The sequence below is a fragment of the Flavobacterium calami genome, from assembly GCF_038290035.1.
GTDB classification, from domain to species: domain Bacteria; phylum Bacteroidota; class Bacteroidia; order Flavobacteriales; family Flavobacteriaceae; genus Flavobacterium; species Flavobacterium calami.
In genome coordinates this window covers 87,961-103,032 of record NZ_JBBYHS010000011.1, presented here as the reverse complement: position 1 = coordinate 103,032, position 15,072 = coordinate 87,961, and the positions used below count along the sequence as shown (strand labels likewise).

Annotated in this window: 10 protein-coding genes; 1 reads left to right on the top strand and 9 read right to left on the bottom strand. The window is 33.1% G+C overall.

The features are described 5' to 3' along the window. Positions 1-42: 42 nt before the first annotated feature. From AAEO57_RS11665 to AAEO57_RS11655, 3 genes are all read right to left on the bottom strand, one after another. Entirely contained in the window at positions 43-5,115 is a 5,073-nt protein-coding gene (locus AAEO57_RS11665; protein WP_341692770.1) for a DUF4132 domain-containing protein, read from the bottom strand. A 210-nt stretch (positions 5,116-5,325) separates the two neighbouring features. Further along, positions 5,326-5,760, bottom strand: a complete 435-nt coding sequence (locus AAEO57_RS11660) for a hypothetical protein (RefSeq protein ID WP_341692769.1) — start codon at positions 5,758-5,760, stop codon at positions 5,326-5,328. Between the two features lie 182 nt (positions 5,761-5,942). After that, entirely contained in the window at positions 5,943-6,092 is a 150-nt protein-coding gene (locus AAEO57_RS11655) for a hypothetical protein (protein ID WP_341692768.1), read from the bottom strand. 387 nt (positions 6,093-6,479) lie between these two features. Here AAEO57_RS11655 and AAEO57_RS11650 point away from each other — a divergent pair, with 387 nt between their 5' ends. Continuing rightward, positions 6,480-6,884 (top strand): helix-turn-helix domain-containing protein, encoded by a 405-nt coding sequence (locus tag AAEO57_RS11650; protein ID WP_341692767.1) that lies wholly within the window; start codon positions 6,480-6,482, stop codon positions 6,882-6,884. A gap of 65 nt (positions 6,885-6,949) precedes the next feature. Here the strand turns inward: AAEO57_RS11650 and AAEO57_RS11645 are convergent, their stop codons facing one another. From AAEO57_RS11645 to AAEO57_RS11620, 6 genes are all read right to left on the bottom strand, one after another. Next, positions 6,950-8,008, bottom strand: coding sequence for a nucleotidyltransferase domain-containing protein (locus AAEO57_RS11645; protein WP_341692766.1), 1,059 nt, complete (start codon positions 8,006-8,008; stop codon positions 6,950-6,952). 2 nt (positions 8,009-8,010) lie between these two features. Then, entirely contained in the window at positions 8,011-9,735 is a 1,725-nt protein-coding gene (locus tag AAEO57_RS11640; protein ID WP_341692765.1) for a hypothetical protein, read from the bottom strand. Further along, positions 9,735-11,606, bottom strand: coding sequence for a hypothetical protein (locus AAEO57_RS11635; protein WP_341692764.1), 1,872 nt, complete (start codon positions 11,604-11,606; stop codon positions 9,735-9,737). The genes AAEO57_RS11640 and AAEO57_RS11635 overlap by 1 nt, the downstream gene beginning before the upstream one ends. 3 nt (positions 11,607-11,609) lie before the next feature. Beyond that, positions 11,610-12,356 carry a nucleotidyltransferase domain-containing protein gene (locus AAEO57_RS11630; protein ID WP_341692763.1) on the bottom strand — a complete coding sequence of 249 codons (747 nt, stop codon included), beginning with the start codon at positions 12,354-12,356 and terminating at the stop codon, positions 11,610-11,612. 482 nt (positions 12,357-12,838) lie between these two features. Continuing rightward, positions 12,839-14,260 (bottom strand): RtcB family protein, encoded by a 1,422-nt coding sequence (locus AAEO57_RS11625; protein WP_341692761.1) that lies wholly within the window; start codon positions 14,258-14,260, stop codon positions 12,839-12,841. 73 nt (positions 14,261-14,333) lie between these two features. Continuing rightward, positions 14,334-14,894, bottom strand: a complete 561-nt coding sequence (locus tag AAEO57_RS11620; protein ID WP_341692759.1) for a hypothetical protein — start codon at positions 14,892-14,894, stop codon at positions 14,334-14,336. Between the last annotated feature and the right edge of the window lie 178 nt (positions 14,895-15,072).

Here is a 15,072-nt window from a genome sequence, read left to right as displayed (position 1 = left end):
GCTGCCTTTGAGGACAGCCGTTTTTTATTTGGAATATTTTACTTAAACAAAGACTTTGTCAATCTGACTTAAAATAGTCGGGTCCTGAATTTCATTGTCTTTGGCAAATAATAAAACTTTAGACATTACTTCAGCCGATTTCGGATCATCATCTGCAAATGGAAGAAACAAACGTCCTCTATGCTGCGAATGAATTGGCAGAACCGATAAATATTTACCCGGAAGCTGATGTACAACTGCACTTCCTAAATGTACACTATAATCGGCAAGTTTTCCTTTGATGATGGCATGGTTTTCTTTGATTTCAACATTTTTGACTTTAAACAATCGCAATGTTTCTCTCAATAAAACGCCTCTCATTTCGATAGAAGAATGACTTGCTTCCGGATCTACTCCACCAACATGCGCAACGCTTACCACCAAATCAATATCGCGCATTACTTCTGAGAAAATCCTCGGATTGATATCTTCGAAAGCAATATTTTTATAATCTTTTAAAGAATGGAATTCAATTGTTTCTAAAGTCGGACTTTCAACATCTGCCGGCGAAAACCAATCTGCCATGGCGTACATTTTGACCTGATAGCCTTCTTTGTGAAAAACTTTCTGCAAGCCTTCTTCATAATCTACTTTCCAGCCTCTTGTTTTCAATAAGGCCAAAGTTTGGTTTGGCTGTACCTGATGTCCGGCATAACGTCTTGAAATAGATTTCTCTTTCAATTCGTCTGGCGTTGGAACATATAATTCTCTGAAAATTTGTTTAAATGGCTGTTGCAATTTGTTATCAAAACAATATTTCTGATAATCTGTCCAAACATTATTTTTATGCAAATCAAAACAGTGTGCAATTCTAAAAGTTTGTTTTTCGTTTAACGAAATCATTTCACCTAAACCCGTTACCAAACTTCCATCGACATAAAAACCAATTTTATCGTCATTAGAAATAAAAACTAATTTCTCCAGGTGTTTTGAAATAATTGGATGCTCAAAAAGGTTTTGCATTTCTGCGAATAAAAACTCATCTCCGCGAATCATACTTTCCTCTAATCCTTTTCTTGAACGTGTCCATTGCTCGCGCATGGTTTTTCTGTAATTCGTTAATTCCAGAATACCTTTGTCTTTTTTGTATTTTGGCGGAATCGATTTTAATTCTTTCCCTGCTTTATACGTAACTAAATCTGCTTTTCCTTCTTTGTTAATGACCAAGCTAATTGTGACATCGTCTAAAACCACTTCGGTTTCTTTTGATAAGATATTCTGAACTTGCTTCGTTTCCATAGCCCAGGTCAGACGAACCGGATCCGGGTAACCGGCATTTCTGGCTAAGTTTTCTAAAGCCACACGAATCGCCAAAGCTTCGCTCGCCTGTTTCATCGAACCGAATTCTTTACTTTCTTTTTTAAATTGCTGTAAATATTCGTAACGCGCCAAAATATCTTTTTCCGGACTTGATTTACTTAACGGAACCAATCCATACACCCTTAAATAATCCTGATCGCGTTTGTCTTTTACCTTAGCGGTAACTTCTCTAATTTTCAAATCTCCCGTAATCGTATCAGCATACAATCTCGCACGTCTGTGACCATTTCCGTCTGTTACGTATTTGGCAGATTCGTATAAAAGTTCCCATTTTGCTCTTCCTAATTTTTTGTAAGCCGATGTAAACCAGTCTTTATCTACAGCGCCATCTTTAAAATCCTGCAAATCTAAAGTCGAAAATCTTGCTGCTTCACTTTCCAGTTCTGAATTAGTAGCACTATAAGACGCTGTTTTGGTGTGCGCATGAAACCACCAGATTCCTTCATCCAGACCCTTCCAGTCTAAATAACTGCTGATAAAATTTTGCCATTGCGGCGCATAAATCGCAGTCTGAATCAATCTTTCTTCTGAGATTTTGGCTTTTTTAATTAATGCATCAAAACTTTCCTGTGTATCGGTTTCTAACGGATAACATCTTTTCAATAAGAAACTGAATAATTTCTGTTTCGTTAAATCCGTATACCCCCATGAATAGATATAACCTTTGTACAAACTTGCTTTTCCAAGAGCCGTAATCAATTCGACCAAACGATTGGCACCAAATATCTTTTGGAAACTCTGCACCAAATGTGTGACCGAAGTATTAGAATCTCCTCTTTTTACCTCAACATCCAAAAATGTTTCCCTGATTTTGTCCATCATCGGAACCAGAAAAGGGAATCTTTTAATTAAATCCTCACTACCAAAATGTCTGTAATGTTTACTTTCACTAGTTAAAACTGAAATTCTTTCGCTTTCTAAAATTCCTTCGTACAATTCGCCTTCAGTAATTAATTTTTGCTCAAATGCAACACAATACAAATGAATTGGCGGCTTAGCAAAAGGTCTGTTTTTTTCTAAACCGTTTAATTGTCTCCACCTGTGCAGATTCCAGACTTTAGTATTTTGTTCTTCTGTTAAATCAAGTAAATCGATTTTATTCAGGTAGATATCAAAAAAGCCCTGACTCTGCCAGCCGTTCCCGTTGTTGTTATTGTAATAATACTCGTCTTTAGCAGGTTTGTAATCAAACTCGATTACCGATTTCGGAAGATCAGCATACAAAGTACTGCAGGCGTCGATTAGGAAATCGGCTTTTTCTTCAAAGGAATATTTTAATTGTAAAGCATTTAAAATCTGCAAAATAGCATTATCCCAATCGTAACCTCTTTTGTTTTGGTGCGGCAATAATTCTTTATAATAAAAAACATGCTTTTCCAGAAAATCCCTCCAGATTTTTCGGTCACAATTGCTTACCAGCGTCATTAAAAACAAATCTCTTTCGGCTAAACCTGAATTTTCAAACCAGTCCGCCCAAACCTCATACAACGGATAATTGGTTGCTGCTAATTCTGAGTCTTTTTCGTCTTTTAGATTTTTTAATGGTCTAAATGTATTGCCAAGCAAAACAGTCGATTTGCTGTTGTCGTAGTTCTCAATTTCGTATTCGTAATTTTTATTCGCTTCATATAATTTATAAAGCTTCGCAATCTCAGTTTTAATATGCGACATCGATTTGAAGAAACCGTATTGTTCTGCTTTTACCGCTTTTGTATACAAAGAATCTGCTTTTGGTTTTGGCAGTTCGTAAGGAGAAAATTCATTTGGCGTAAAAAATCCATAACCGTTTTCTGCACTTAAAAGATCTTTCTTTTTAGAAGGTTCTAGCTGCTCAATAAATTTGGTTTCTTTCTCGGTAATTTTCGGTCTTTGCTGATATTCTTTTACCCAGTCGTTTACTTTGTCTGTCAGTTTGTTATTTTTCTGAAGCTGGAGCATCAAATCCAAAACCGACATACGCTGTTCTAAATCGCCTTTTTCTAAAGTCTGATGAACAAAATTGATCACTTTTTGATCTTCCTGCTTTATCAGAATTGCCGTTAAATTCTTCTTTAAATTCGAATTTTTACGTTTAAACAATTCCTGAAAACCGGCTAATTCCTCTTCCGTTAAACTCAGATTATTCAAAACATTAACCGCCGAAGCTACAAGAGATTCTCCCCTGTCTTTTAGAATACGCAATGCAAAACTTCTCTGAAAATCGGTTGGTTCAGTTTTCGTTTGATTGTTATTATTTTGCTGACTGTAGAACGAATAGCTGTAAAAACTGCCCAATAAATTTCTGGTCAGTTTCTCTCTCAAATTGATAGAAAAGCCTTCAAAATGTTGTAGAACGGCTTCTAATCTTTCGTTGTTATCACCCACCAAATTAATCGCTGCGGCAAAAAGCGTATCTCTTTCGAACTTGATATTCAGCCACGAAAAAACTTTCCCTTCAAACGTTTTTTCTTTTTCGGTAATAGTTTGCGCAAGATGATACACTTTATCAAAGAAGTTCGGATAATCTGTATTTTCGATATAAAACTTCGATTTTGTGTTCGCTTCCAGCAAAGCATTCATTCTGGGAACTGCAAATGCCAGAACCTGTAAATTTTCATCTTCTAAAGCTTTAAAATACAGCGGCATTTCGATATACGGATCATTGGTTTCCCCTGCAAATTTCAGTGCCAGCGATTTCTTTTCAACCGTACCGTTTTGTAATAATTCGTGCAGATACGGAACTGTTTTCTCGACATCTAAAACGCCCTGAACCCAAAGTGCCATATACACTTCGTTATTATTTTTGCTTTTAACACCATTCGGAATCGTTTCCGGATTGGTAAAATATCCATGAGCCAATTCGATAATATTTCGAACCGTAGTTTCTTTTTCAGATTCCCAACCCAGACCTGTCCACGTATCGATTGCTCGTACGACCGATGAAAAACGGGTCAGCTTATTATCTATCAGCACTTTAATCATGTATTGCAAAGCTCCGATACTCGTTTCGTCTAAGGCTTCTAAAACCGTCTGACGCAAGCCTTCCTGACGCTGTGCAGCCAGAAGTAACTTTTCTACCAGTTCCCAGTTTTCCTGCTTTTCGCTGTTTAAAAGAGCTTTGATAATATTTCTGGACACTTTTCCGTGTGGCTCTTTATTGAAGATTATGTCTTCGAATAATTGAAAAAGACCTTCTTTACCTGCATCCAACGCTGCCGACCAAACCATGAACTTATTAACCGAATTTGAAATCTCCGTATCATAACGAATTTCATCTTCGATACTCAAATCATAATAAAAAGTAGTGCTGTCCTGATAATTGTATTTACTCGGTCCGTTTAATAAAGAGCGCAGAAAATTGACCTGATTAACCAACAAATAATTTTTATGGTTTGGCGCCCTAAAAGAACGTCTTGTATAGCCATCCTGATACATTTTTTGAGGCAGTCTGTTCCATGCTTCTTTTACGTAAGCAGCGTTTTCTTCTCCGAAAAAATAAAGCAGCAAATCGTAGTAATTTTTGTCTTCCCACAAATTCTCTTGTATCAAAGCCGCAAACTTTTCGGCTTCTTTTGATCCTAAAGAAATATAATTACTGTAATAATTGTCCTTAAGTTTCAGCAGTTCGAGACCGAACTCCGCCACTTCTTTTTTCAGTTTTGTTTTTGAAAGCAACTTCGAAAGCAGACTGCTGTTTACGATTTCTTCCAGTTCTTTTTTAAATCTCTTAATTGGATTTTCAATTACTTTACTTTTTAAAAGATCTTCTATTGTCATATATTTTTATTTTTATTTTTGAAATGTGAAATGTGAAATGTTAGATGTGAAATGTGGTTTGTTTTGTGTGAAATGTGAGATATGTGAAGTAGATTGTTTAAATCGAGTTTACAAAATGTTTAATGTTTTACTTATTACGACTTACAAATAACTTTTTACATTTTACAATTCACATTTTACATCTCACAATTCACAATTCACAATTCACAATTACCAATAGCTTCCCGCCAAAAAGGTCAGTCTGATAAACGTAATCGCTTTATTTTGAGATAAATCAATTTGTTCCGTTAGCGTTTCCAGTTGATCGTCGCCGTAGAAAATAGCATATAAACCGTCTTCGAAAGCCTGAATCGCTGTTTCCTGCGCTTTTATCAGATTGACTTTGTTGTGGTTGTAAATTGCCCCGAAACCTGCTTTTCCGGTATCGGTAAGGATAGGTAAATAGTTTTCTTTTGGAAGATGGATTTTGTCTTCGTCTTCAAACTCAAATGAAGAAGCATGGAATAATTGTACCTGATGATCTACAATCGATTCTATGAGCTTTTGCGTGGTAATTACAGGATTTTCTATTGCCAGCGCTATACTTTTTTCCTGCAGGAGCGGATGTTTTTTTCCTAATTTTTTAACTGAGATGCTTATATTCATTGATACCGGCTTTTATTTTGAAAGATGTAAAATACTAAATTAAAAAATAGGATTATACTGAGATAACCTTATTTTAATGTTAAAAATAATGCTTACAACCTGACTATAAAAGTAGTCTTTGATTTCCAAAAAAATACCCTGCCAATTGGTATTTGCGGGGTTTGGGTTTTTATTGGGATGATTTAGATTCTTTTCTTCTTTACTTTAGAAGTACTTACTTCACTGATCCATTTTGCTTGTGCTCTTGCTTGTTCTAAAGTAACTCCTTTCTGTTTGGATATTTGCTCCATGCTTAACTTGGCTCTTTCTTTAAAAGTTAATTTGCAGTTCATATTTTGTGAAATTTATAATGAAAATATCAAAGATTTAATTTATTACTTCTGCCAAATGGTTTATTACCCTCAAATGACTTCGAAAAGCATTACTTTTAGATTTTAGAAATAAACAAAAAATCACGATTATCGACTCTATATTTTGATTTTGTTTTCATGCACTATCCATGCTTTATCCATGCTTTATCCATGCTTTATCCATGCTTTATCTATGCTTTATCTATGGCTAAGCTATATAGATAAAATTACTAATTATTTAAACTTACGAAAGTAAGAAAAAGCATATATTTACGCTGTACAAAAAATAACCTAAAGAGTATTTTACCAAATTAATCGTGTTTTTTACAGATCACTATTTTTTTTAAAAAAATTAAATATCTTTGAATTATGAGCACAGCAACAAAACCAAAACACATTGGCAGAAATATTAGCCGAATCAGAGAGCTTCGTGGTATGAAACAAGAAGCGCTTGCAGCAGCTATTGGCATAAGTCAGCAAACTGTTTCCGGAATTGAAGGAAGCGAAGAAGTTGATTCTAAAAAACTTGTAGAAATTGCAAAAGCACTTGGCGTAACGGTTGAAGCTATTGAAAACTTTTCGGAAGAATCTGTTTTTAATTTCTTTAATAATTTTTACGATAATAGTGCTAATAATGGTCAGGGAAATGGAAACACTAATCATAATGCTTGCACTTTCAATCCTCTTGATAAAGTTGTTGAGCTTTACGAACGTTTGGTTCAGGCTGAAAAAGATAAAGTTGAATATTTAGAAAAATTGATGAAATTGAAATAATATTCTTGATAAAAGAATTTCTTATATATAAAATGCGCAATGGGAATTGCGCATTTTTTTTGTTTTTAAAGATATAATTCTTCTCTTATTTTGATTAAATTTTGGATCGCTTTTTCTTCATCCGGCTTTTCAGGTAAAGTTGAGGTTTGATAATGACTTTCGATTGAAGCAATTAGATTATCTGCCATTTCGAGTAAATCATCGTATTCTCTGTTTCCGGCTTTTATGTCGAGTAATTCCTCCCGATTTGAAACCCTGATATTTAATTTTCCCGTCGAAAGAATTTGTTCTGCGGTTTGCAAAAGCCTGATGGTGTGCATCATATTTTTACTGTCGTAATTTTTTCCGTGCTGCTGGTTGGTGTTGTAGCGGTCTTCGTTTCGTTTTTCTATCCAGTTCCAGTACTCAGTATATTCTTTACAGTATTTGGAATAGCCATCCTGATTGCAGGATAAATAACCGATTAGTTTTTCACCTTTTGGAATCGATGAAAGCGAAACTTCATTGGAGTTTATTTTCTGAATAATGCCTTTATAACCCAGTGTTTTCCCGGAATCGTAAAACATCGCAAACATTCCTTTTGAATTGGGAAGATCGACCAAACCAATCTGTTCCTGCTTTAAATCATTTTCCGTCAGAAATTCTAATACCGAAACGGTTTTATAACCTTCTAAAACATAACAAAAATCCAAAAGGCTTTTCTTTTCCTTTGGTAACGGATTTACGATTTTCTTGTTTAAACCTCTCGCCTTTTTGATTTGCGTTACGGCATAACCCGCAAAAGAATCTTTGCAGAGTTTCGACAGAAAATCTTCGATTTTTAACTGCTCCATCAACGGATGTTTGTACAAAATACAATCGTCCGGCGAAGCCAGAATCTCCAGAATATTTGGATTATTTTTAAGCAGTAATTCGACAAAACGACCAATTTCATAATATACCTCATCATTGGTTTCATTACTGATCTGCGGAATATAATCCAGCCCAAAGAATTTTTCTTTAGGTAAATAATAAACCCCTTTTATATCGGTATCTGATGTTGGTGTATTTAGCCCAAACGATTTACTTCCTGAGATTACTTCGAAAAGGATTAGGTTTTGGGATTTTAGATATTGAATGGTCATAGCTAATGTTTTAAATTATAACGCCAATAATCTGGAAAATATGGAGTTTTAAAGTAATAATGTGCAATTGTTCTTAATGAAGAAAATCCATATTTATCAGTCCTGTATTCATATTGAAATTCATCTTTTCTTTTTAAAATTTTACTCTTGAAATCTTGAAATGATAATTCTTTGTCAAATTCAGAATACATACTTGTTTCAATTTGATAACCGTCATTAATTGACCTCGAAAATAATTGCTCTTCTAAATCATTCTCAGTATCTTCAATAAGATGTTTTGAATTGGAGTTTATGCTATGATGCGGTATAAATAAACCTAAAGTAATATCATTTTCAATGATGAATTTCCTAGTTTCATAGTATGTTTTTTCTAAATCTAATATTGCGATATATTCCATTATAATTGCTAATAATGGTGAAACAGAGTCAATATAATAAACAGGTTTTATGCCAGTAACGGTGTATTTTATGACGCTTTCTATATTGTTTGCTGCATCAGGAAATTTATTATATTTCTTTTTAAGAAACTTTAAATAACCTAATATGTTAAGAAGATATTGCTTCGCTGATTCAACATCACCAAAATAAATTAACAAATTAATATTGTCTATTATTGGAATTGAGTGAATATCGAGTAATGGTCTTGATAGAACATTTATATTCTGCAAGGTATTGTTTATTCTATCATTATAGCCTTTATACTGGTCTTTTTGAATTTTATCTTTGAAAGAGATAATAAAACTATTTAGTAATACATTAAAATCATAACTTCTAATTGTATATCCTATCTGTTCATATCTACCTCCATTTTCATAGTGTAAGCCATCTTTTAACTCTAATAGATTTAAATTCCTTTCTAAAAGTTCTTCAATAGTGAAATTAAAAAAGATGTAAAATTGATTGAATAATGCTAAAACTTCTTTGTTTGTTTCTAATTTGTTTTTCAAAATCCAATACCAATATTTTAGTATTAAATGAGTTAAGTATTTTTTTGCAATTGATAAATTATTGTAGTTTTTTGATTCTGTGTAAATTATATATGCTATTAAGTTAACGGATTGAAAAATAAGTTTTTGTGAACGACTTAATCTACCTTTTGTTATAGAAAATGAATTTTTAAATAATAAATTATTTAATAATGAATCAAAATCATTCGAAACATTTTCACCTACATTTAGATTTACTAAAACTCTATTGAAAAGCCTAATATTTTCATCGTCTATTAATAAATATTTACTGAAAATTTCTTCTGATAATAATTTTGACAAATCAAATATGTTCCATTCTTTAAATTCAATCCCTTTATTTACAAATTCTTTAGTCGAAAAATCATTCAAAATTGCTCTGATTTTCTCTTCTATCATTCCATTATAAACTAAAACAACTTTAACTGGAAGTTTGTCAAAATCTTTATATGTAGTTTTAAAATCTTTATCAGCTGTCATTAATAGAGTATTTCTTACTCCATTTTTTTCTCTAAACCATTTATGACTATCAATATTGCCTGCTTTTAATTCAAAATAAAAACGTTTCTTTTTATTATCCTCTGGATCAATTTTTACAGCAACAATATCTTTACCATATTGTGAAAATCCTTTATACTCTTTAGGAGTAGAAAGGATTTCATATTCCAAAGTTTGAAGAAGAATTGTAAAAACTACATCTAATTCATTATCTTCTTTTAAAGATTCTAAATACTCTTTTATTATTGTTGGTTTAATATTCATTATTTATTAAATCTTTCAAGTTGATATTCGTATAATTCGGGATTTTTATATACTCTTGTATCTATGTACATTTGAGACTCTACTTTACCTAAAGGCATTACATTCTCCTCGTGTTCAAATTTCCAACTATTCCCTCTAATGATTGAAGTACTTTTGAATAAACTAGATAGCCCGGAAGGATTATTTCTAACGCTTTCCATCATTTTAGCTCTATTTTCATTTTCTAAATTATAATATAAATCCATTAATGATTTTTCATTGTAATAAGGATTTAGGTCGTTATTCTTATATTTTAACTCTTTAATCTCTTTATATAGTTCAAGTGATTGTTTTATAGGTTTCAAGAACGCTGTTTTTTTTCTTGATTTAGGGATTAAGTTTTCCAACCATTCAATTAATGTTTCGTTATAACATTCATAAACAAGAATGCTTAACTGCATTTGAAGGTTTTCAATCACTTTATGAAATTTAGAATCTTTTAATTTGATTAATATTGGTAAAAGTTTGTCAAATGAATGTGGAAAATTGCAAATCATTGCTATTGCTAAAACTTGTTCCTCTTCAGTATTAAGTTTTAATAAATTAATTTGCATTGGTTTTTCTCTTCCTGACATTATCATTTCAATAGGTAATAATCCTGTTCTTTGTTTGGTAGATATTAATGATAAAATAAATTCTTCTGTTTTGTCTCTTGAAGTTGACCAAAAATGTGATAAAGGTTCTTCAAAAAGACTAATAGAATTTCTATACCAACCATTACTATAAATTACTCCAATTAGATGAAATAAATATTTAGGTTCTTTAAAATTATAAAAGAAAGAACTTATTGCTTTGATGTTCTGTGTTCGGTTTAGGTAACCATGTAAAAGTTCGTATTTTAAATCTTCAAATTTTTCAAAACCATATGTAATTGAATGAAAATAACTGTTGATTTCATTTTCATCAGGATTTTCAAAAAACTCAAATAATTTGTTAGAAAGCGTTTCAGAATCTTTAGGAGTTATGAATGGAGAGTTCATCAAGCTTTCAATAATTCTAGTTTTATAGTATAAATATTCTGTGCTACAATCCTTAATTAAGATTTCTAATAGTTCATTATAAATTATTTGTGAATTTATATTCAATAACGAATAAGACCAAAAAGTTTCTTTTGCGGAGTTTGTTAATCGCTGTTTAAGTTTTTCTAAGAATTCAACTTTACCTTTATTTATTAATGAGCTAATTAAACTTACTAAATAATGAGGTATTGCGGTTTTGTATCTGTCTAAAAGATAGTTGGTCAGTTTAATTGAGAAATCTTCTTTTTTATTAACAAGCGAATACAAATATTCATTTAAATAATATCTGCTTTCTTCTTCCTTATTAGAATCTAAAAAATCACTGATTTGTTCAATACTTATATCTTTGGAAACAAGAAAAATATAAAATATTTTCCCAAAGTTTCTTAACTCATAAATTATGTTTAATTTTTGTTTTAATTCATTTTTAAATGATACAACATCAGTTCCTTTACTATCTAATTCTACTAAATACTTAACTCTAAAGGCATCAAATATTTCAGTGTAAGCATTTATAATATTACCATAACTATACTCATTTTTTATAAGTTCCTCAAATTCGTGAATTGTTTTAAAAGATTCTTCAATATTATCAGATAAGCTAATAGTTAGCTTAGAAGTAATCATTGTTTTTAAGTAATCATATATTTCTGTGGAATATAAATCTACTACATAATTACCATCGGAATTCTTTATAATAATCCCTTTTATTTCTAATTCAGAATACTTCTTTAGATCAAGAGAATCAATTAAAGTTTCTCTAGTTTTGAAAATATGTGTGAATAGATTCTCTAGTTGTTTCGATTGTTCCATAATCTATTTTAGCATTTTTAAAAAAAACAAATCCAACTCCTCATTCAACTTCTTCCCGCTTCCCAACTTACCCGCATTTTCCTGATTAAATTTTACGGTTTCCAGTAAAAAATCAGTTATTAAAGCTTCTTTTGGGTGCAGGTATTTTTCGCCTTGAGTGGCTTTTATTTGCTGTAATTCCAGTATTTTTTCCTGTATGTTTTTCGGTGCAATTGACAATACATCAGCAAAAGCTACGGGCGGAAACGTATTGTTTTCTATAATCCATTTTCCGGCTAATGCGGTGCGTAAGGCGTAGAAATAACTTTTTAGTTTTACTTCTTCCATTTCGCAGACTTCCATGAAATTTTTTGTCGTTCCTAAATAATGGTGTAAAACCGCTATTGGCGAGAAACATTCCGTGGCTATCTCACGCATTTGTTTTGCAAATTCTTCGTTCTCTAAATACACAACAGGCGAAAACAACCACTCGATCAAAGGTGCGTTAGATTTTGCTAATAATTTTATGGCTTTCCGTAAATCCCAGCCGGAACCGTCAAGATCGTCTTCGGTCATGAATTCGATTACGTCGGATTGTTCCCAAAGCGACAAATAATACTCGGGTTTGTGTTTGTAGATAAAACGAATATCATAGTCGCTGTCCGGAGAAGCAAATCCCCAGGCACGGCTTCCGGATTCTACGGCAAAGAGTATTTCTACGTCTTTTTCGAGTTCTATCTGTTTTAATTTTTGGAGTATTTTTTCTTTCATGGCTGGTTTCAAATATAGATAAACAACAAAGCTTTAAAGCAGGTAATAATACGTGATTTTTTAAAGGTGCTGAGATTCTAAGTTGCTCAGGTTTTTTCTTTCCTGTGCTATATTAATCTCGCAAAGTCGCAGAGTCGCAAAGTTTTTTGTTTCACGCAGATTCTAGCAGATTTAAAATGATTTTTATAAATAATCTGCGAGCATCTGCTTAAATCTTTTTAAATCTGCGTGAAAAATTATTGACAGTCAAAGTAACCATAATATTTGTCATTTCGACGAAGGAGAAATCTTCGCGAGAAACTCCATACAGAATGTCGCCAATCTTTATCGAATCCCGTGTGAGATTTCTCCCTTCGGTCGAAATTGACAAACTATGCGTAAAAATTCTTTGTGAACTTTGCGGTTAAAATCACTACAAAGCGTTAGACGCACTGCAGTGCGTTTCTGCACTGAATGCTGTGACCGCGACTGAACACTAAAAATCAATCCTCACGGCTCCCGTCATCTGCCATTCTGACCAACTTAGGCGTAAACTTCGCTACAACATCCACTAAATCCTGTTGCGCTTCCATTACCTGATTGATATCTTTATACGCCATTGGGGCTTCGTCCAGACCTGCTCCGATAAGCGTAACGCCATGATCTTTCAGGATCGATTTCATTTCGGTTTGTGTGATGTTTTTTATAGCTTGGGTTCTGCTCATTTGTCTTCCTGCTCCATGCGAAGCCGAATTGATGGCGTTCTCCTCGCCTTTTCCTCTCACCAAAAATCCCGGTGCGGTCATACTTCCCGGAATGATTCCCATAATGCCTTTTCCAGCCGGAGTTGCTCCTTTTCTATGCACAATCACTTCTTCGCCGTTCCAGATTTCTTTCCAGGCAAAATTATGGTGGTTTTCGACTTTGACTAAAATCGTGGCTCCTAGAGCGCGTTCCATTTTGTTATGGATAATCTCGTGACAAGCCGAAGCGTAATCTCCCGCCAAGTTCATGGCAAGCCAATATTCTTGTCCTAATTGTGAGTTCATATCTAAATACGCCAAGTTTTTTGCTACTTCTGGAAGTTTACATTCGTCTTTGGCGATTTTAGTATAATGTCCGGCAATTGTGGCACCCATTCCACGTGAACCGGAGTGCGTTAGCAAAGCGACGTATTTTCCTTTTGGGATATCCAAAACCGCATCGTCTTTGGCAAATTCCATGATTCCGAATTCTACAAAGTGATTTCCACCACCCGAAGATCCTAATTGCGACCAGGCTTTATCTTTTAAATTCTTCACAAACGGATTCATATTGAATGTATCGTTCTCCAAAACCGCGTGATCTGATTTGTACTGACCGTGAAATCCGTGACCTGCTCCAAAAATAGAATTGGCAATTAATTCTCTTTTGAATTTAGCTTCGTTTTCAAAGTAAAAATCCTCCGGAATATCATAAACCGACAAAGCCATTCGACACCCAATATCAACTCCAACACCATACGGAATAATGGCATTTTTAGTCGCTAAAACTCCGCCAATTGGTAATCCGTAACCCTGGTGCGCGTCTGGCATTAATGCTCCCGCAACCGTAACAGGCAGTTTCATGGCCACTTCCATTTGTTTTCTGGCTCCGTCTTCGATATGATCCAATCCGTAAGCCGAATACGCATTCGGATTTTCATTTAAAGCGATGAAATCTTCTGGTTTTTCATTCGATTTTTCAATCAAAGCCACAGCCAGTTTGCTGAAGATTTTATCGTCTATATAATTTTCCGGAGTTTCTAAGACGTTTTTGAAATTTGTAATCATTTCGTCTCTTGTGAATCCGTTTCTTTTGCTGTTTATTTTTAAGGCAATCCCAATTATTTTTCCTTCTGGGAATCCTAATTCTAATATATCTGTTCCGTTTATTTGTGTTTTCATTTTTTTTTGTTTTTAAGGGATAAAGGTTCATAGGTTCATAGGTGTAAAGGTTTTATATTGCTGTGCAGTTATTTTAAAATCGACTGCCGTTTTTTTGTTGTTGTAATAAAATCTCATGAATTCTTCTAATTTCAGCTATAATTGGCTCCATTTCATATTCTACGTTGAACATTTTAAAAATATCCTTATCATAAAAATATGCTCTGAAAAATGTTCTATTATCATCTACAAAAGTTAATGGTCCCACATACTTTCGCGTTACTTTCCATGTAGAAAATTCTTTTAAAAAATCATCTAATTTTTCATCAAAATGTTCGATGTGATTCCGCATATCTCGATTTTTTAAAACATTTGAATCATTAATTTCATAAACTTCGCGTAGTTTTTCCCCTCTAATTTTATAATGTACTTTTTTGCTTGAAGGCCAAAAAAATCTGGAAATTCCTCCCGCATTAAGAATAATATTCTCAAATAAATCTAGAATCATATCGTCATTTTTACAATGATAGTTCCTCTTCATCCAAAATTTATTTAATGATTTAGCATCATTTAAAACTGAATGTGTTTTCTTTAATAAAGATTCAATATAGAAAGCTTGATCAAAAGGATGGATTTCAAATTCTGAATTTCTCATATCTCTCAATTTATTTTTTCAAAGATTCAAACACTACTACGCAGTTATTCTGCGTAGATTAATTCATTCTACTTTTTACTCAATTTATGTCATTTCGACGGAGGAGAAATCCTAGCGAGAAGCTAGCCACAGTATCTCCAATCTTTGTCGAATCCCGCGTGTGATTTCTCACTTCGTT